This is a genomic window from Anaerosoma tenue, from assembly GCF_023161965.1.
GTDB classification, from domain to species: Bacteria; Actinomycetota; Coriobacteriia; order Anaerosomatales; family Anaerosomataceae; genus Anaerosoma; species Anaerosoma tenue.
The window spans coordinates 125,327-145,144 of the sequence record NZ_JALNTY010000001.1 but is presented as its reverse complement, the minus strand read 5'-3'; the positions used below and the strand labels follow the sequence as shown (position 1 = coordinate 145,144).

Genomic DNA, 19,818 nt, shown 5'->3' with positions numbered 1-19,818 from the left:
GCACCGTCTTCCGGTCCGGTCATCCATTCACGCCCGGCCAACACCTTCAGTCGTCTAAGGCAGTCCCGTCACCGGGTGGCAGTTCGTGCAGAGGTCGTCGTACTGCTCAACCAACAGCATGTCGTTGGTCGTCTGATGCGGGAACGTGACGAAGACCGGGTTCACGGGTGTGTTCCAGGGTTCGGTCCCCCGCATCGTGTAATCGGCACTGAACACGGTTTCCACGTCTCGGGCGTCCTCGTGGCACTGCTGGCACATGGGATCACGCCGGTCGACCTCCTCGATCCGCCCGTCACCGGCAGACTCCACAGGTGCCATCAGGTAACCGCTGTTCGTGCGACCCATGCCTGTAGCCACTCCCCCGGTGAGCGCCTCGCGCCAGGAGTCGTCCGTACGGATCGTTGAGCGAACGTCCCCGTAGCCCCACGACGAATCGCCGTCCACAGGATGGTTGACGGTCGTGCCCGACCCGGAGTGGCGCTCATCGTGACAGGCTGCGCACCAGAGCGCTCCGTACTCGGGAACGGAGTCCGGCACCCCGGAACGTACGTCGTTGCGAAGCAGGCAGTCTGAGATGACGTACTCATCCGCTGCGTACGCGCGACCACTGTCCCGCAAGAAAGGAGCGACCGTGTTCGAACCGTGTACGGAGTGGCAGTCGGAGCACCCAAGCGCGCTGCCCAGGGCGCTCGATCCGCCCGGGACGATGTCGGTTACCTCCACACGGTGCTCGGCGGCCACGGTGCCCCCATGAGCCTCGATCGTAGAGTAGACGCCGATCGAGCTCCCGGTGCCGTCATGGCACATGATGCACATCCCGGTCACCGTGGTGGTACGCAGCAACACCACCGAATCACTCGGCGACTTGTGCACCACGTGACACAACTGACACTTGTTCGTGCTGGTGAGGTAGCCTCCATGCGGTCCACTGCCGTCCCATTCCGCGGTACCGCCCGAGCTCGTGGCCGAGTGGCAGTGGTCGCAGTCCTCCGCGGCCAGTGGAGAGGGCGCGGGATCCCAGTCGGGATAGGCCGCCGCAGGGCGAGACGATGCAGCCCAGAAGATCGTCATGACAAGCACGACGGCCAACGGGAGGACCCGTCCTTCTCGCAGGCGTGACATGTTGGCGGGAGTCCCCCTCGACGTCCATGCGGACGCTAAGTGTCTCTCATATTCGTTAACCTTACTCGAAGATAATGCAAACTACGTGCCGTGTTGTCCAGACGGCTGTCCGGTAGCACCGCCCGAGCGCGTGTGCTATCCTTGCGCGGTTCGTACGCACCCCACTGCGACGGGCACCATCGTTATGAGGCTGGAGGAACAACCGACGTGGCAAACATCAAGAGCCAGAAGAAGCGCATCCTCACCAACGAGAAGGCGCGCATCCGCAACAAGGCGGTCCGTTCGGGGCTGAAGACCGCGATCAAGAAGGTCGACGCGGCCGTGGCCGCCGGCGACAAGAGCGCGGCCCTCGAGGCGGCTCACGCCGCCAACCGCGCGCTCGACAAGGCCGCAAGCAAGGGTGTCATCCACCCCAACCAGGCGGCCAACCGCAAGTCGGGCGTGATGACCAAGGTGAACGGCATGGACGCCTGACGCCTCACCGCACCGCGTGTCACGAAGGGCCGGGAGATTCCCGGCCCTTCGTCATGTCCGCCCCGGCTTCGCGCCGAGCGCTCGCTAACCATCACCATCGCGACACAGATCCACCAGCCACCGCTCGAACAGCAGGCGGGGCTCTCCCCGTCCCGACTTCATCCGGGCTTCCATCTCTGCCGCGGCGCGCAGCGCGCGAGACAAATCCTCCGGCTCGTAGCGACGTGCCTGCCGGAGCGCACGCTGCACCTGCCACTCGGCCATCCCCACCTCACGCTGTATCGTCGGCGTGTCAGCGTTCCGATCGGCCAGGGCCCGTACGCTGAGAAGCGTGCGGATATGCCGCACCGTCATAGCGTGGACGCCCATGATGTCGTCGCCGCTACCCAGCAGGTCGCCCAGCAGGTCAAGAGCGGGACCGCACTCGCGTGCACCCACTGCGTCAAGGAACTCGAATATCGAAACCGGGGCGGTCTCCACCACCACGCTCGTAACGTCGTCGCGCGTGATCTCCGACCGCTCGCCCGCATAGGCGATGATCTTGTCCGCCTCGATCTCCAGGCGGCGCAGGTCGCGGCCGACCGACCGCACCAACGCCTCGGCCCCGTCGCGGTCGAGTCGCCGGCCCTTGTCCTCGAACAGCCCTATCACCCACGCTGGATACTCGCTGCGTCGGGGCGCCTTGTACTCGGCCGCCCCGCCTTGAGCGGCGACGGCCTTCAGCAGCTTGCTGTCCTTGCGCATCTTCCCCGCCACGAGCACAAGGCACGTCGTTGGAGAGGGGTCTGCAGCATACCCGGCAAGGACCGCCTGGTCTGCCGCCTTCATCCGGTCGACGCCGTGCACCACCACAAGCCGGCGCTCGGATGCGAAGGGCAGCGTGTTCGCCGCTGCAACCACGTCACCCGCATCCGCGTTCTCGCCCTGGAACGCCTCGAAGTTGAACTCGAGGTCGGCGACCTCGGCTATGCGCCCACGGAGACGGTGGAGGGCGCGCTCGAGCAGCAGGTCCTCTTCTCCGTATATGAGATAGACCGGCTTGAGGTCCTCGAGACCCTTCACGACCATTGAGCGCCTCCGGGTGTGGTGCCGACGTATACGCGACGGGTACGGCATGCTCCCCTCGCGAGATGCCCATTCTCGCACGAAGGGCGGTGCGGCTTCCACGACGCTGCGACCTCACCCGGTAGCCGTTCGTCCCGACTTCCACGACAACGTCACCCTGGCGGTCCGTGCGCCACACCACGCACCCGGCGTCATCGAGCATCTCGATGACGGAGGCACATGGGTGCCCGAAGTCGTTGCCCTCTCCCACGCTGATCAAAGCGTCGTGCGGACGAATCAGGTCGAGCGCCTCCTGCGTGAGCCCGTTGTCGCTGCCGTGGTGGGGCACCTTGAGCACCTCCACACAGCCCAGGTCCCCGGCAGCGGCGATACCGGCCAGCGCGGTGTGCTCCGCATCGCCTGTGAGCAGCGCGTCGAACCCGCCCCGGCGCACCCGGAGCACGACGCTCGTGTCGTTGGTGCTGAGCTCCTCCCGTGCTTCCCGGGGAGGCCACACCACATCCACAGTGGCTGCGCCGAGCCGCCACGAATCCCCCGCCGAGACGCCCCGCACCGTCTCCGGCCCCACCACCCGCGACACGACGCTGTCCGGCGCGGTGAACCCCTCGGCGACGATACCGGGGACCGCAGTCCAGCCGATGTCCGTCACGCCACGCAGGCCGCCGACCCCTCCGGTGTGATCGTCGTGCGCATGCGTGAGCACCAGCACATCCACAGTACGCACGCCTTCGCGCGCCAACGCGCTCCTGAGCACGGTGTCATCAGGGCCGGTGTCAACGAGCATGGTCCGCCCGCCATCACGTACGAGGATGGCGTCGCCCTGTCCGATGTCGAGCACGGTGATCGACATATCCCGCGACGCCGGCGGGCCAAGGGCCGCAGCAAGCGAACACGCGACCGCACCCGCGACGAACAAACGCCCCTGGACCGCGCTCCGCGGGCGCGGCCACCGCAGCCACACCAGCATCGCGCCGAGCACGGGCCCCGCGACCACCAATGGGCCTCCTCCGAGCGCGATGGCCGCGCCCGGCACACCGGCAAGGTGGCTCGAGATCCACGCGGTGAACGACAGCAGCGCCGAGGAGACCCGCATCAGCAGCATGGCCGGTCCGGGTAGCGCCTCGAGCGCCACTGAAGCGGCGAGACCCGCCCAAAGCGCCACCGAGATGAGCGGGCCCGCGTAGCCATTCGCGATCGGCGCCATCAGCGAGACCATCCCGAAGCACGAGGCGATGACCGGCACCGTCACCACCTGCGCCACCAGCGTGAGTGCGAGTGCGGCCATCACCGGGCGAAAGGGCGCCGGCGTCCCCGCTGTGGCCCACTCCGTGGCGAGCGAACCGAACAGGAACAGGCTCCCCACGGCAAGCACGGAGAGCTGGAACCCGACGTCGTAGACCGACCACGGCTCCAGCGCCAGGACGCTCACCACCGCCACAGCAAGCGACGCCATGCCGTCGGTGCGACGTCCGGACAACTGAGCGATGCCGCCCACGCCAAGCATCATCAGCGAGCGCAACGCCGAGTACGCCATCCCGGTGACCGCCGCATACGCCCCACCCGCTGCGACGGTCAACAGCACGAGCGGCTTGCGACGGACGCGCAGCGCACCACCGACGAGCGCTACCGCCCCGCATGCGAGCGCGAGGTGCGAGCCGGACACGGCCACCAGATGCGTGAGACCGAGAACGCGGAACTCCTCGTCGGCCTCGGTCCCGTACAGCCGCCGGCGGTCTCCCAACACGATCCCTTCGAGCAGGTCGCCGCCCACACCCGGTATCGCGTGCATCTCCTCGAGCACACGCGCTCGCCACGCGAAAAGCGGGCCGGTCACGCCCGGTCGCCAATCCCCGACTTCAGCCCGCCACGCACTGCCGGTGGCGCAGGCCCCGGTCCGCGCGACACGTCGTGACCACCCCTCGGCCAGCGGCAGCGGCTCGAGCACTGCCGAGAAGCGCACGGTGCGACCCAGGTCCGGCACCTCGGCTTCCTGCGGCCAGTACACGCGCACGCGTGCGCCATCGAGCGGTCCGCCGGTCAGGCGCACCCGCAGGCTGGCGCCGTACGCCCCGGGCATGGGATCCGCCTCGACGTGACCCACCCACTCACGCGCGCCGCAGTCACGCACGAGCATGCTCTGCCGATGCCATCCATAGCCCTGCGCACCCGACACGATCGACCCCGCCAACAGACCGGTGGCCAGGAGCGCGACGATCTGCCGGACCGAGGGGCGCACCACGGCTGCGACTCCACCCGCTGCGCAAGCCGCGGCCGCGCACAGCGCGATGCTCGCCAACGACCCTCCCGAGAGGATCCGCCAGACACCCTGCTCGCCCAGGCAGCATCCGACCCAGACCGCCGTAGCGAACCAGGCGATCGGAGGGATCGAGGGCCGTGCGGACGGACGCGCCCCATGCGGCGTCACCCCGTGCTCACCTGGTCCCGCATCGCCTCGAGCTTCTTGGCGCCGATGCCCGGCACGCGCATCAGGTCCTCGGGAGCGGCGAACGGGCCGTTGGCCTCACGATCGTCCACGATCTTCTGCGCGGTCGCGGGACCCACTCCGGGCAACGTCTCCAGCTCGGCCACGGTCGCGCGGTTGATGTCGACCACACCGGCCGCCGATACCGCGCCCGCCGACGCCCCGGCACCCCACTCCGGTCCGCCTTCGGCGTCCCCGGAGAGCCCGGCCTCGACCTCCTCGAGGGTGGGTATGTAGATGCGTTCGCCGTCCGCGATGATGCGCGCGAGGTTCACCGCATCGGAGGCGGCGGAACCCAGCGCACCTCCGGCTGCCGCCACCGCATCCGCCACCCGGTCTCCGGGCGACATCGTGTAGACCCCCGGCCTGAGGACGGCTCCCGTCACGTGCACCACGAGCTCGGGCTCCGGCGAAGCCGTCCCGGGCAGGCTCGGCTCCGCCACGTCCTCGGCTTCTGTCGCGAAGGACACCTCCGGCGCAGGGGCTGTCGGCCAGAAGCGCCACAACGCAAGCGCCGCCATGAGCGCCAGCACCACCACACCAGCGCCGACGGCACGAGGCGGCAGGCGCTCCAGACCCGCCCGGGCAAGGATCTCCCGTACCCGGTCGGACTCCATGAACGACAACGGACGCCCCCCTTCCGCAGTGGACTGAGGGGCGTCCGGGTGATGCTGTGATGCTATCCGAACGGCCTGAACGTCACCTGACCGTCAGGTCAACCATATCTAACCGGCGACCACGCTCACGAGCTTGCCGGGAACGACCACGACCTTGCGCACGGTCAGGCCTTCGATCTGCTCGGCCACCCGCGGAACGTTGAGAGCGGCCTCCCGCACCGTGGCCTCGTCGGCGTCCGCGGCCACGACGACCTTGCCACGCACCTTGCCGTTCACCTGCACGACGATCTCCACCTCGTCGGCGGCAGCGAGCGCCTCGTCGAACGTGACCCACGCCTCACGGTGCACCGAGCCCGCGTGACCCAGCACCTCACGCCACAGTTCCTCGGCCATGTGGGGCGCGTACGGGGCGATCAGCAACGTGAGCACCTCGGCCACCTCGCGCTCGAGCGCCGCATCGCGAGCCGCGTCTGCCGCCGTGCGGTGATAGTCGGTCGCCGCGTTCAGCAACTCCATCATCGCCGAGAGCGCGGTATTGAAGCCGAACCGCTCGATGTCACCGGTGACCTTGCCGGCCACGCGATGCCGCTCTCGCAGCAACGCCTTGGCGGCGTCATCGGCGGCATCCGCCGCACTGCCGCCACCGGCAGCGACATCGTCAACGTACCGCCAGAGCCGGCTTAGGAACCGGTACATGCCCTCGAGACCGTCCTGGTTCCAGTCGAGGTCCTTGTCGGGCGGCGCCATGAACAGGATGAATGCGCGCAGCGCGTCAGCGCCGTAGCGGGCGATCATGTCCTCGGGCGCCACCACGTTGCCTTTGGACTTGCTCATCGTCTCGCCGTCCTTCTTCACCATGCCCTGCGTGAGCAGGTTGGTGAACGGCTCGCGCGCCGCGGTGAGCCCCATGTCGGCGAAGACCTTGGTGAAGAATCGCGAGTAAAGCAGATGCAGGATCGCGTGTTCGATGCCGCCGATGTACTGATCCACCGGCATCCAGTAGTCGGCGTTCTCGCGGCTGAACAGCGCCTCGTCGTTCCGTGCGTCACTGTAGCGGAAGTAGTACCAGCTGGAGCAGGTGAACGTGTCCATCGTGTCGGTCTCACGCCTGGCGGCGCCACCGCACGCGGGACAGGTGGTCTCGTAGAACTCGGGGTGATCCGCCAGCGTCTCGCCTTTGGTGATGTCCACGTCCATCGGCAGCACCACGGGCAACTGGTCCTCGGGCACCGGCACGAGACCGCACGCAGGGCAGTGGACCGCGGGGATGGGGTTCCCCCAGTACCGCTGTCGACTGATGAGCCAGTCACGCAGACGGAAGTTCACCGAGAACCGGCCTCTACCTTCCGAGGCGAGCCACTCGGTCACGGCACGCATGCCCTCGGAATCCTTGCCGCCGGCCATGCCGGTGAACGCGCCCGACTGCACCATCACGCCGTCCCCGGCGAACGCTTCGTCCCACGGCACGTCGTCCATCACGCGGTCTGCCACCGTGCCGAGCTCATCGAGCAGCGGATCATCGGTCGCGAGCACCACAGGCGGGATCGGCAGGCCGTACTTTCGCGCGAACTCGAAGTCGCGCTCGTCGCCGCAGGGCACGGCCATCACGGCGCCGGTGCCATACTCCATCAACACGTAGTTGCTCACCCATACGGGCACCTTCTCGCCGTTCACGGGATTGATGACGTAGCGTCCCGTGAACGCGCCGACCTTCTCCGCCTCGCCGCTTGCGCGCTCCACTGCCGTCTCGCGGGCTGTAGCCCGGACGACTTCCTGCACCGCGTCGACGTACTCGGTCCCCTCGGTCAACACGCCTACCAACGGGTGCTCGGGCGCAAGCAGGAAGAACGTGCACCCGAAGAGCGTGTCCGGACGCGTGGTGAAGACGGTGATCATCTCGCCACTCGGCTCACCAGAGGCGTCACAGAGCTCGAACTCCACCTCTGCGCCCTCGGAGCGGCCGATCCAGTTGGCCTGCATCGTCTTCACGCGCTCGGGCCAGCCGGTGAGCGTATCCAGATCGTCGAGAAGCTCCTGCGCGTAATCGGTGATCTTGAAGTACCACTGTTCGAGATCGCGCTTCTCGACCACGCTCTTGCAGCGCCAGCACACGCCGTCGCCGATCACCTGCTCGTTGGCGAGCACGGTCTTGCATGAGGGACACCAGTTCACGGGAGACTTCTTGCGCTCCACGAGCCCGCGCTCCCAGAACTTCAGGAAGATCCACTGGCCCCAGCGGTAGTAGTCCACGTCGCACGACTTCACCGTGCGGTCCCAGTCGTAGCTGAAGCCCATCCGCTTGAACGACGCCGCCTGCTTGTCGATGTTGGCGTACGTCCACTCGGCCGGATGCGTGCTGCTCTTGATCGCGGCGTTCTCGGCCGGCAGGCCGAACGCATCCCACCCGATGGGGTGCAGCACGTTCCTGCCGCGCATCGTCCAGTACCGCGCCACCACGTCGCCGATGGAGTAGTTGCGGACATGCCCCATGTGGATGTCGCCCGAAGGGTACGGGAACATCTCGAGGATGTACTTCTTCGGCTTGTCCGGGTCCTCGGTGACCGAGTAGAGCCCCTCGGCATCCCAGGCGGCCTGCCACTTCTCCTCGATCGCGTGCGGATCGTACGGTCTGTTGCTCACGAGCGTCCTCGCCTCCATGCGTGGGTACCCACGCATGATAGCCGAGTGTGCCCGCCGAGCGAAACGCCACCGCCCGCGCATGCCGAGGGCGCTGTCACTCCTCCACAACGACCGTCACTGAGAACGTGTCCTCCGGCTGCACGCTCTCGAACGCCCGGGCATACTCCAGCTCGAGCGTACCCTCACCCGTGCCGACCACATCGTAGGTGAGCGTCTGCACACCGCGGGCGCCAAGCGCGTCCGACTCCGGCTCGAACACGGGCTCTCCTCGCGCCTCCAGCACTCCCGGGACCGACGCCTCGAGCCATGTGTAGCCGGTCGTGGGGTTGCTGTCGAGCTCCACCGTCAACGTGCCACCATCACGCACCGTCACGGTTCCGCCGTCGTCTTCGCCGGTGACCGTCACATCCGCCGCGGCAGAACAACCCGCGGCTGAAAGCAGCGCACCTGCAACGGCTGCGGCGGTCAGGATCCGCATGAACCGCATCATCTGAACCACCTCCCTGGACGTTCATTCCCATATGACGCAACGAAGCCCGCCGGGGTTCCGACGGGCTTCGTATCAGTTATCTGGTGGAGCCAAGGGGGATCGAACCCCTGACCTCATGGCTGCCAGCCATGCGCTCTCCCAGCTGAGCTATGGCCCCACATCTGGGTCGCCTTCCGGCGCGAGCGACAGTATATCATCCTCGCCGCACCGGTCAATCTTCGCAGGCCGTGTGCGCTACGACTCCTGCACCGTGGCGCGTGACGCCTGTGCGCACGGCGACTCGCCTGCGGGCACGTCACGCTCCCACTCATGCTTGATGTAGCACAGCATCTTGGGTACGAAGTCGTCCATGATCAGCGGCAGCATGTTGGGCAGCAGCGCATCCATCGTCTTGGGCAGCAGGTCGGGCATGAGCTCTTCCATGTCCTCCGGCAGCGGCCCCACGCGGCGCGAGACTTCCTCAAGCATCGCCGGCATGACCTTGGGCATCATCGACGGCATCATCTTCGGCATCATGGCGGGCATCATCTTGCCCATCATCGCCAGGCCGTCCGGCACCGCACGCGCCGCGCGCATCATCGGCAGCATCGCGGGCGGCATCGCCTTCATCATGTCCGGCAGCATGGCGACCATGATGCTCGTGATCGACTCGGGCTTCATGAGCCAGATGAACTTCTCGAAGTAGCCCCACATCTCCTTGGCGTACGGGCTCGGATCCTCATGCGCGATGCCGAGGCCGTCCATCGCCACGTGCGCGAGGTCGATGACCTCCATCGGGATGTCGCGCTTGTCGGCCGAGTCGCGCAGCTGCACCTGGCAGCACGGGCAGAGCGCCACCATCGCGTCGGCTTGCACGTCGACCGCCTCGTCCAGACGCATCTTGCCGAGTTCGGGGGCCACCGGCGTCTCGCCGATGAGCGTGAGCACCGAGCCGCAGCACAGACCCTCTTCCCGGTTGTGCTCCATCTCGACGAGCTCCACGCCCGGGATCGCCTTGAGCATATCGCGCGGCGGCTCGTAGTTGCCCTGCGCACGACCCATGTGGCACGAGTCGTGGAACGTGAGCTTCTTGTCCACCTCGTGCGTGAACTCCAGCGCTCCCTCAGCGATCGCGTCGGCCACCATCTCCGAGTAGTGCTTCACCTCGAACTCGTACGCCTCCCCGCGCTCGGCGGCGATGTCGGCGTAGAGCTCCTTCCACACGAGCCCGCACGCGGGACATGACGTCACGATCGTCTTGGCGCCGCGCTTCCGCGCCTCGGCGGTGTTGTGCTCGTAGATCTCCTCGAAGACGTCCCACTTGCCGGAGACCTTCATCGGGATGCCGCAGCACGCCTCATCGGTACCCATGTAGTTGAACTTCACGCCCGCGGCGTCGAGCAGCTCCACCGACGACTTGGCCACGTCGGTGTTCACGTAGCTTGCGGTGCAGCCCGCGAAGTACAGCACATCCGATGTGGGGTCGATCTTCTCGGCGATGTGCTCGGGCATCCAGTCGGCACGCTTCTCGCGCTTGCCCGCCCAGATGTTGAGCTGCCCCTGCAGCGCCGCGCCCATCATCTCGAACGGCGGGAAGGTCATGCGACCTTCCTCGTGGATGAGCTGGCCGCGCATCGACATCCAGGAGTGCTCCACCGGCAGCTGCAGCTGGCAGCGGGTGTTGCAGACCTCGCAGGTGGTGCACACGAGGAAGGTGTCCACCATCTTCTGGTCGATCTTCTCCCGGCCCTCGATAACCTCCTTGAGGTATGCGTACTTCCCGCGCGGCGAGTGGCTCATCCAGCCGCGCACGCTGTACTCCTCGCAGGTGGGCACGCAGTAGCCGCACTGGGCGCACGCGTAGCTGTAGAAGGCCACGTCGCCGGGTACGCCGTTCTTGGTCTCGAGCGACTCGACCTTGTCGGGCGGAGTGGCGAGATTGGCGATGGGGCGCACGACTGGCTCGAAGGCCAGCGCGAGTTTCATGAAGCCGTTGAGCAGGCTCGTACCGAGGACCTTCTTCGGGTTGAGCAGGTCGCCCGGGTCCTTGGCGCGCTTGAACGCCTCCAGGGCCGCGATCTTGGCCTGGCCGAGGACCTTCTTACCCTCCTGCCGGAAGTACAGACCCGTGGAGTACGCGCCGCCGCGGTGCTCGTTGGCGATCTTGATCACCACGAGCGACAGGGCGAATGCGATGTTGAACGCGAGCGAGCGCTCGTCGTGCGGGATGAAGCCGAGCAGGACCACCTTGTCACCCTTGCCGAGCATGCCCTCCAGCACGAACGGCTGCTTCACGCGTGAATCGATCTTGCCGAGCACCTCGCCGAGCTGGTCGAGCGGCACGACGACCTCGGTGGGCACGATCGACGGTCCCACGCGCTTGAGGCGCATCGGCGCGAAGCGGAGCTCCCATTCGTGCTCGGCCGCCTCGGCGTCGAGCTCGGTACCGCCTGCGGCCTCGAGGATCGCGCGCAGCGGCGCATCGATCGCCTCGTGACGCGACGCCGGGTACGCGATCACCACGAGGAACTCCTCGGGCAGCACGGGCTCATAGTGCTCGTGCGCCATCTCGTACGGGTGACCATGGCGATGCGGGAGGGTCTTCTTGAGCTTGATCGACTCGGGATTGAGGAACGTGAGCGACCAGATCGGCAGCTTCTCGGCCGAGATCGCGGAGAGCGCCTTCTGCAGCGCTTCGTTCGTGGGGAGCGCGAGGACGCGGTGCACTTCGTCCTCGAGGGCGCGGATGCCGATCTCCATCTCGGTGATGATGCCGGTGATGCCCTCGGCATCGGCGACGATCTGCTCGAGCTCTTCGCCGGTGTACTCCTTCACGGCGCCGTCGAGATGCACGACACGCGCCGAGTGAACGCTCTCCTTGAAGAAGCCGTGCTCGTAGCTTCCGAATCCGGCGCCGCCCTGGGCGAACCAGCCGGCCACCGTGGAGGACGGCAACGACGACGGGTACAGCAGCAGGTCGAGCCCCTTGCGGTTGAGCTGCTTCTGCAGCGGCTCCCAAAGCGTCCCGCCGAAGACGCGCACGGTCATCCGCTCCGCGTCCACCGAGATAAGACCGCCCATGGCCGACATATCCGCCACGATCGCGCCTTCCACCGGAAGCACGCCACCGTAACCGGATGTCGACATCCCGCGCGGCACCACCGGCACGCGCTCGGCGCGCGCCACCCGCATGAGCGCCACGACCTCGTCCTCGCTCACCGGGCGCACGATCGCGCCAGCGATCCCGGTGGGTACGAGCGGCTTGATCAGCCGGGGCATCGCCCCGATGTCCGAGGAGTAGAGCTTGCGCTCAACGCGATCGGTACGCATCCGATCACCGAAGATCTCCCCGAGTTGTCTCTCGACCCGTTCGCTTACCGCAGCCATACGTGGTCCTTCCCGTGCCGGCATCAGTGGTTCTCAGCCCACGGGTACCACGCGTGCCGATACCTCATGGGGTATCCCAACGATACCCCCCCTGGTATCACGCGTCAACGGGTACGCGCACGTTGCTCCCCCGCCCATTCTCAGGGGCCGTCGTCCTCCACGATCAGCGGCGGACCCTCGATCGACGGTTCCAGCGCCACCTCGGCGTCACCGGCGGTCCGGGCGCCCACTACCTCGGCCACGACCATCCCTGCCAGGATGAGCGCGCTGCCGGCCAGGCCGCCTATTCCGAGCCGCTCGCCCGCGAGCCACCCGAAGACCCCGCCGAACGCGGGCTCCATGATGAGGATGAGCGCGGTCTTGGCGGGGGACAAGAACCGCTGAGCGTACGTCTGGATCGCGTAGGCCACCGCCGAGGCGAACACACCGGTGAGCACGAGCGCGGCCCAGACGCCACCGTCTCCCGGCATGCCACGCGGCTCGGTGAGCAGCGAGATCGCACCGGTCACGATGCCTACGGTGGCAAGCTGCACAAGCGTGAGCGGCTGCACCTCGTGCTTCCTGCCCACGCCGCCGAGCACGATCATGTGCGCCGCATAAGCGAAGGCGCACAACAGCACCCGTGTGTCGCCGATGTTCCACTCCCCGCCCCCGCCGCCTGAAAGCAGCCACAGCCCGCCAACGGCAAGCGCCACGCCGACGATCGTGGTGGTGCGCGGCATCCGTCTGAGCACGAGCGCCTGGAGCGCGGGCGTGATCACCACGAACATGCCCGTGATGAACGCCGCTTTCGACGCCGAGGTGTCCTGAAGGCCCCAGGTCTGGAAGACGTAGCCGGCCGTCAGCAGGAGCCCCGCCAGAAGACCGACGCCGATCGTACCGGCACGGAGCCTGCGCACCGAAGCGGGAAACACCACCGCGAAGGCCACGACAGCGATCGCGAACCGCAGCGCCAGGAACGCGTACATGGGGTAGCGTTCCACGGCGTCCTTGACCATGACGAACGTGCCGCCCCAGATCGCCGCCACCCCTACGAGGGCGAGCTGGATGCCGTACACCCTGAACGCGGGTCTCACCTGTCGTCCACCGGGTCCAGCGGGCCCTCCTCGGCGGGCAGCTCCAGCCGCGGCGCGTCGGACCACAACTTCTCGAGCCGGTAGAACTCACGCTCCTCCGGCTGGAACACATGTACGACCACGTCGGCGAAGTCGAGCAGGACCCATTCCCGTTCCCGCTCCCCCTCGCGTCCGATCGGCTTCACGCCGGCCTGCTCTCGCAGGACCTTCTCCACCTCGTCGGCGATCGCCGCCACCTGTCGGTCGCTGCCGCCGCTCGCGATCACGAAGTACGACGTGATGACGAGCGTCTCGGCCACGTCGAGCACGACCGGGTCGATCGCCTTCTTGGACATGGCCGCCGAGGCCGCCAGCAACGCTATCTCACGGGGTTCCAGTGGTTCGCTCCTTCCCGGGCTCACTGTTCGGACGCGGCAGCGGGCTGATAGTCCCTGCCGATTATCACGATCACGTCGGCCACCTCTTGCTCCGACCGCTTCTCGACGATCTCGCCCACGCCGAGCGCGACCTGCACCAGCTCTCCATGCGCGGTCTCGCCGCTTTGCACGACTATCAGCGTCGTATCGTAGTCGAAGCGGTCGGCATTCTTGGTGTCCACCACGCGCAGACCCGCGGCGATCACCTGCTGAGCGGCCTCGCCCGCGATACCCGGCGTACCGGAGCCGTTATAGAGGATCACCCGTACGCTGGTGTCCTCGGCGCCCAGGCGGACACCCCACCACTGCAGCAGCAGGTCCGAGATCTGATCGCGCTGTGGCTCGAAGAACGTCTCCCCGCCCAGGTCGATCGGCCGCACCGGCAGGGGCACCAAAGCCGTGCGCTCACCCTTCACGCCCTCGATGAACCCGGCGATCCGCGCCCGATCCTCCTCCGAGAGGTCTGTCTCCTGGAGGTTCTCCATCACCGTGCGAAGGCTCTGGTTCGTCATCGCGTCCTGGTAGATCGCAACATCCACGACCACGTAATGCTCGAACGGGATGCTCAGGTAGTTGGATATCGCGGCCAGCGAGACGCCCGGCCCTCCGGACAGGCTGTCGCCGACCCGCTCGAAACCCTGACCGGGCACCTCCATGAACGCGCCGCTCGGGATGCCGATGCCGAGGATCTGCTCGCCTTCCTCATCGAGCCGGACCGCGAGGAACTCCGCGCTCCCGTCACCGTTCTTGCCGATGACGACGAGGTTCTCCTCGGCCTTCTCTGCCTGCGCCTCGGGCGAGGCCTCCTCACGGGCCTCGCGCTCGGCGAGCCAGCGCGCACCGGCGTTGACGCCAAGGGCAAGGACGAAGAGCACCACCAGCACGGCCAGCACCCCGCCGACAGCCATGCCGATCACCTGCAGGGTCGCGATCACCGTGTTCCGCGTGGCGCGTGCGCCGTCACGGACGCTCGACTTCAGCCGCTCGGCCTTCTGCTGACGACGGACCTTGTGTCCGAGCTTCGACGACCGCTTGGTAGCGCGCCATCCCTGGGGTTGCGGCTCCGCCGCGCTCTGGCTGCGGCGTCGCGGGTAGTCCGACCCGTTGGCCGGTCGTTGCGTGACGGCGTCGCTGTTGGTGCGCGACCGCCTGCTCATCGGCCGTCACCGGCCACATAGGTGTTCCATACGTCCACCGTGGTGGGATGGATGGGCTTGCGACGCTTCACGATGTGCCTGACCGAGGCCGCATACGCATCGGCGAACGCCTCCGCCAGCCCCGCGCTCTCCGCGCGCTCGCGCAGCAGCCCAACGCCGTCATGGGTGCGGCCGGGTTCGATCACGTCGGCAATGTAGACGACCATCGCAAGCGCCCCCATGTGCGGAGCCCCGAACGTGTGCGCTCCGATCGCCTCCACCGCCGTGTCGCTCAACTCCGGGAACACCTCGCGGATCTCGGCCGCGGCCACAGGGCCGTGCAACAGATACGGGACCGCGCGGTCCGTATCCGTCACGGGCAGCCCGAGCCGCTCCGCCCGCCGGAGCAGTTCCGCTCCCGGGGTCTCCCGGTCCCAGTCGTGCAGGAGTCCGGCCACCCGCGCCTCCTCGGCGTCGAGGCCGTGGCGCTGCGCCAGGCGGGCGGCGACCGACGCCACACGCTCGCAGTGCCGCGCCGCTTCAGGGGACAGGCGCTCGATGATGGCGGCCTGTGCGGCCTCGTACGACGTCGCCACCTCAGCCGTCCCCCCGGTAGAGACGGTTCTTGCTCACGTACGCCGCCACAGCCTCCGGGAGGAGATAGCGGACAGGCCTGCGCGACGCCATCCTCGCACGGATGTCCGTGGACGATATGGCCAGCGCCGGCACCTCCATCGTCTCAACCCGCAGACCCGACGGCACCGGCCGCTCCATGAACGGCGACAGGTCGTAGCCGGGACGTGTAGCCGCGATGAGCGTACACAGGTCCGCCAGACGCGCCGAGTCCTTCCAGGTGAGGATCTCCAGCACGGCGTCCGCACCGGTGATGAAGAAGAGGTCGGCGCTGTCCCCGTACCGGGTACGCAACTCGGTCATCGTGTCGACCGTGTACGTCACTCCGGGGCGGTCGATCTCCAGCCTGCTCACTTCGAAGTCGGGGTTGCTCGCAGTGGCGATGACGGTCATCAGGTAGCGGTGCTCGGCCGGGGTCACGCGCTGGTCCGTCTTGCGCGCAGGGGTACCCGTGGGCATGAAAAGCACCTTGTCCAGATTGAACTGGACAAGGGCCTCTTCAGCGGCAACGAGGTGACCGTAGTGGATCGGGTCGAACGTGCCGCCCATGATGCCAAGGCGGAGTCGCTTCCTCACTCGCGTATCTGTCCACTTCCCATCGCCAGGTATTTCGTGGTGGTGAGCGCCGCCAGCCCCATCGGGCCGCGCGCGTGGAGCTTCTGTGTCGAGATGCCGATCTCGGCGCCAAGCCCGAACTCGCCGCCGTCGGTGAACCGCGTCGACGCGTTCACGTACACCGCCGCGGCATCCACCTCGTTCAAGAACCGCGTCGCCGCAGTGTAGTCCTCGGTCACGATCGCCTCGCTGTGCTTGGTGCCATACCGGTTGATGTGGGCGATCGCCTCGTTCAGGCCCGTCACCACCTTGCACGCGATGCGCAGGTCAAGGTACTCGGTGGCCCAGTCGTCCTCCGTGGCGGCCTGGATACGCATGATCGAGCCGAGCGCACGCGTCTTCTCGTCACCATGCACGGTCACGCCGGCGTCTTCAAGCGCACGCAGGATCGGCGGGAGCACACGCTCGTAGACCGCCTCATCCACGAGCAGGCTCTCGGCCGCATTGCATACCCCCGGACGCTGGCACTTGGCGTTGACGACGATGCGCTGCGCCATGTGCGGGTCGGCGGCCTCGTGGATGTACACGTGGCAGTTGCCCACGCCGGTCTCGATCACCGGGACCTTGGCGTTCTCGACCACGCTCTTGATCAACCCGGCCCCGCCGCGCGGGATAAGAACGTCGATCATCCCGTGAAGACCCATCAGTTCGTTGGCCACCTCGCGATCGGTGGAGGCGACCGACTGGATACAGCCCTCGGGAAGCCCCGCGCCCACCGCGGCGTTGGAGAGCACCCGGGTGATCGCGAGATTCGAGTTCACCGCAAGACTGCCTCCGCGAAGGATGACCGCGTTGCCCGTCTTCACACAGAGTCCGGCCGCATCCGCCGTGACGTTGGGACGGGCCTCGTAGATGATCGCCACTACGCCGAGAGGCACGCGCACCTGCGTGAGAGAGATGCCGTTGTACAGCTTGGAGCCGCTCACGACCTCTCCGATGGGATCCGGAAGCACCGACAGGCTCTTCAGCGCCTCGGAGATCGCTTTGATGCGCATCGGGTTGAGCTCGAGCCGGTCGAGCAGCGCCGGTGCGGTGCCCTTGGCGCGGGCCGCCGCGAGGTCTTCCTCGTTGGCGGCGATGATCTCATCCTGCTTGGCCACCAGCGCGTGCGCCATCACCAGCAGCGCGCGGTTCCGCTGATCCGTCGACGTGCTCGCCAGCGCGATAGCGGCCTGCCGTGCCCGTGCGGCCAGGTCGTGGACCTCCGACATCTCCATCGACTCCTTCACATCGGTCGCGCCTACAGTATCACCAGGTGATCGCGATGGACGACCTCCGCACCGTCCCAGTTGGGAAGGATGCGCGAGATCTCGGCGGTCTTGAGCCCCCGCACGCGCTTGAGGTCCGCTGAGGACATCCCCGCCAGTCCGCGCGCGATGTCATGGCCGTCCGGATCCGTGACAGAGATGGCATCACCGACGACGAAGCTCCCGGTCACGTCGACGACACCGGCCGGGAGCAGGCTTCCACCCCGCAAGCATAGGGCGCGCTTCGCTCCATCGTCAATCGTGACGGAACCTCGCGGGTGCCCCGCATAGGCAAGCCAGAGCTTGCGTCCTTTCACGGCCGCCTTCTCGCCTGCGAACAGGGTCCCCACCGGCTTGCCGGCGACCGCATCGGCCACAACATCCTCCCGGCGCCCGTCGCAGATCACCATCGGGATCCCCGCCTTCATGAGCGCTCGGGCGGCCTCGAGCTTGGTCACCATGCCGCCGCTCCCAACGCCGCTGCCGGGACCGCCGGCACGCGCGAGGTGTTCATCGGTGACCTCTTCCACGCGTTCCACGAGTCGCGCCGCGACGTCCACGCGCGGATCGGCCGAATACAGACCCTCGATGTCGGTGAGCAGCACCACCAGGTCGGCGTGCACCATCATCCCCACCAGGGCGGCCAGGTAATCGTTGTCCCCGAAGCGGATCTCCTCCACCGCTGTGGTGTCGTTCTCGTTCACCACCGGCACGACCCCGAGATCGAGCAAGCGCTCCAGCGTCTGGCATGCGTGCACGTACTGCTGACGGTGTCCCACATCGTGCCGGGTCACCAGCACCTGGCCGATCGTAAGCGCCTGCGTGGCGAAGATCTCCCGGTACGCGTCGAGCAAGAGAACCTGTCCTACGGCGGCGGTGGCCTGAAGCGTGGGCACGTCGGTGGGCCGCTCATCGAACCGCAGCGACTCGAACCCGGCGGCGATCGCCCCGCTCGTGACGACCACTACCCGGTATCCGTTGTCGCGCAGTCGCCGCACCTGAGCGGCGAGCCGCCCCAGGTAGTCGCGATCCAACCGCCCATCGGAGCCGGTCAGCGTGGAGCTGCCGAGCTTCACCACCACCGTGTGCTTAGACACGCCCGTCCTCGCCCCCGTCATCAGCGTACGACTCGAACTCGAATGATACCGGGCCTATGTGCACGGTGTCGCCATCGCGCGCGCCCGCCTCCCTGAGCCGCTGCTCCACGCCCATCTTCGCCAGGCGCCGCTGCAGGTGCGCAACGGCTTCCTCGTTCTGCATATCGGTGATGATCACGACGCGCTCAACACCCGAGCCCGTGACATCCCATCCACCGTCGATCGCACGTGACACCGTGATCTCGCGATCCCGTCGCGGCACGTGGATGTACTCGGCCTCGTAGGCAGGCTCCCCGCTCGGCATCTCCTGGCGCAACTCGTGCACCATCGCGGCCACCGCGCGTATGAGCGGGCCGATACCCTCGCCGGTGAGCGCCGAGACTGCGAAGTACGGCCGGCCGGCCTCTTCACACCATGCCGAGACACGCGCGGAGTTCTCGGCGGCCCTCTCGGCATCCATCTTGTTGCCCACCACCACCTGCGGACGTCCGGACAGGTCCTCCGCGTGCGCCGCAAGCTCACCGTCGATGATCGCAAGATCCTCCAGCGGATCCCGCCCCTCGTAGCCTCCTGAGAGATCCACTACATGCATGATCAGCGCGGTCCGCTCGATATGCCGCAAGAACGCGTGGCCGAGGCCGGCGCCTTCGCTGGCGCCTTCGATGAGTCCCGGGACGTCCGCCACAACGAACGACTGCTCGCCACTGGAGACGACGCCCAGGTTGGGGACGAGCGTGGTGAAGGGGTAGTCCGCGATCTTGGGGCGCGCGGCGCTCATCCGCGCTATCAGCGACGACTTTCCCACGCTCGGGAGTCCCACGAGCGCCGCATCAGCCAGCAGCTTCAACTCGAGCTCGATCCACCGCTCCTCGCCCGGCTCGCCAAGCTCCGCGAATGTCGGCGCACGACGGGTCGACGTGGTGAAATGCCGGTTGCCCCGGCCTCCCCCGCCGCCGCGCACGACCACCAGACGCTGTCCGTCGTGCGTGAGGTCGCCAAGCACCTCGCCTGTCTCGGCATCGCGCACGATCGTGCCCCGCGGCACCGGCAACACCAGCTCGTCGCCGTTGGCCCCGTCCCGCTGGGAACCCTTTCCGTGCGTCCCCCGCTGCGCCTTGAAGTGCCGCTTGTAGTGGTAGTCGATCAGTGTCGAGAGCGAGTTATCGGCCTCCAGCACCACGTTACCGCCGTGGCCGCCGTCACCGCCGTCGGGACCTCCCTTTGGCACATGCGCCTCACGCCGGAACGAGGCGCACCCCGCGCCACCGTCACCGGCCTTCACATGGATCTTCACTTCGTCTATGAACACGGTGGCTCCAACCCCCGGTAGACCTTGTATTCT

Annotated in this window: 16 protein-coding genes and 1 tRNA gene; 1 reads left to right on the top strand and 16 read right to left on the bottom strand. The window is 67.4% G+C overall.

What is annotated here, in order from left to right:
* Positions 1-54: 54 nt before the first annotated feature.
* Positions 55-1,080 carry a cytochrome c3 family protein gene (locus MSB02_RS00775; RefSeq protein WP_323748501.1) on the bottom strand — a complete coding sequence of 342 codons (1,026 nt, stop codon included), beginning with the start codon at positions 1,078-1,080 and terminating at the stop codon, positions 55-57.
* A gap of 249 nt (positions 1,081-1,329) precedes the next feature.
* Here MSB02_RS00775 and rpsT point away from each other — a divergent pair, with 249 nt between their 5' ends.
* Positions 1,330-1,596 carry a 30S ribosomal protein S20 gene (gene rpsT / locus MSB02_RS00770; protein WP_267193309.1) on the top strand — a complete coding sequence of 89 codons (267 nt, stop codon included), beginning with the start codon at positions 1,330-1,332 and terminating at the stop codon, positions 1,594-1,596.
* An 84-nt stretch (positions 1,597-1,680) separates the two neighbouring features.
* Here rpsT and holA read toward each other — a convergent pair whose 3' ends face one another.
* The 15 genes from holA to obgE form a co-directional block, all read right to left on the bottom strand.
* Complete coding sequence (gene holA / locus MSB02_RS00765) at positions 1,681-2,601, bottom strand: DNA polymerase III subunit delta (RefSeq protein WP_267194095.1); 921 nt, start codon at positions 2,599-2,601, stop codon at positions 1,681-1,683.
* Positions 2,498-4,957, bottom strand: a complete 2,460-nt coding sequence (locus MSB02_RS00760) for a DNA internalization-related competence protein ComEC/Rec2 (protein WP_267193308.1) — start codon at positions 4,955-4,957, stop codon at positions 2,498-2,500. The genes holA and MSB02_RS00760 overlap by 104 nt, the downstream gene beginning before the upstream one ends.
* Positions 4,958-5,082: 125 nt before the next feature.
* Positions 5,083-5,760 (bottom strand): helix-hairpin-helix domain-containing protein, encoded by a 678-nt coding sequence (locus MSB02_RS00755; protein ID WP_267194094.1) that lies wholly within the window; start codon positions 5,758-5,760, stop codon positions 5,083-5,085.
* Positions 5,761-5,868: 108 nt separating this feature from the next.
* A complete protein-coding gene (gene leuS, locus MSB02_RS00750) occupies positions 5,869-8,400 on the bottom strand; it encodes a leucine--tRNA ligase (RefSeq protein WP_267193307.1) in 2,532 nt (843 codons plus the stop codon).
* Positions 8,401-8,494: 94 nt separating this feature from the next.
* Positions 8,495-8,890 (bottom strand): protease inhibitor I42 family protein, encoded by a 396-nt coding sequence (locus MSB02_RS00745; protein ID WP_267193306.1) that lies wholly within the window; start codon positions 8,888-8,890, stop codon positions 8,495-8,497.
* A gap of 81 nt (positions 8,891-8,971) precedes the next feature.
* Positions 8,972-9,047: transfer RNA gene (locus MSB02_RS00740), tRNA-Ala, on the bottom strand.
* Between the two features lie 77 nt (positions 9,048-9,124).
* Entirely contained in the window at positions 9,125-12,256 is a 3,132-nt protein-coding gene (locus MSB02_RS00735; protein ID WP_267193305.1) for an FAD-binding and (Fe-S)-binding domain-containing protein, read from the bottom strand.
* Between the two features lie 140 nt (positions 12,257-12,396).
* Positions 12,397-13,332: a DMT family transporter gene (locus MSB02_RS00730; RefSeq protein WP_267193304.1), complete on the bottom strand. Its 936-nt coding sequence runs from the start codon at positions 13,330-13,332 to the stop codon at positions 12,397-12,399.
* Positions 13,329-13,709, bottom strand: coding sequence for a ribosome silencing factor (gene rsfS, locus MSB02_RS00725; RefSeq protein WP_267194093.1), 381 nt, complete (start codon positions 13,707-13,709; stop codon positions 13,329-13,331). The genes MSB02_RS00730 and rsfS overlap by 4 nt, the downstream gene beginning before the upstream one ends.
* Positions 13,710-13,729: 20 nt before the next feature.
* Entirely contained in the window at positions 13,730-14,905 is a 1,176-nt protein-coding gene (locus MSB02_RS00720; RefSeq protein ID WP_267193303.1) for an LCP family protein, read from the bottom strand.
* Positions 14,902-15,480 (bottom strand): bis(5'-nucleosyl)-tetraphosphatase (symmetrical) YqeK, encoded by a 579-nt coding sequence (gene yqeK / locus MSB02_RS00715; RefSeq protein ID WP_267193302.1) that lies wholly within the window; start codon positions 15,478-15,480, stop codon positions 14,902-14,904. Before yqeK ends, MSB02_RS00720 begins: the two co-directional genes overlap by 4 nt.
* A 1-nt stretch (position 15,481) precedes the next feature.
* Positions 15,482-16,126, bottom strand: coding sequence for a nicotinate-nucleotide adenylyltransferase (nadD, locus tag MSB02_RS00710; protein ID WP_407653143.1), 645 nt, complete (start codon positions 16,124-16,126; stop codon positions 15,482-15,484).
* A complete protein-coding gene (locus MSB02_RS00705) occupies positions 16,090-17,343 on the bottom strand; it encodes a glutamate-5-semialdehyde dehydrogenase (RefSeq protein ID WP_267193300.1) in 1,254 nt (417 codons plus the stop codon). The genes nadD and MSB02_RS00705 overlap by 37 nt, the downstream gene beginning before the upstream one ends.
* 29 nt (positions 17,344-17,372) lie before the next feature.
* Positions 17,373-18,476 (bottom strand): glutamate 5-kinase, encoded by a 1,104-nt coding sequence (gene proB / locus MSB02_RS00700; protein ID WP_267193299.1) that lies wholly within the window; start codon positions 18,474-18,476, stop codon positions 17,373-17,375.
* Positions 18,469-19,785 carry a GTPase ObgE gene (gene obgE, locus MSB02_RS00695; protein ID WP_267193298.1) on the bottom strand — a complete coding sequence of 439 codons (1,317 nt, stop codon included), beginning with the start codon at positions 19,783-19,785 and terminating at the stop codon, positions 18,469-18,471. Before obgE ends, proB begins: the two co-directional genes overlap by 8 nt.
* Positions 19,786-19,818: the final 33 nt, after the last annotated feature.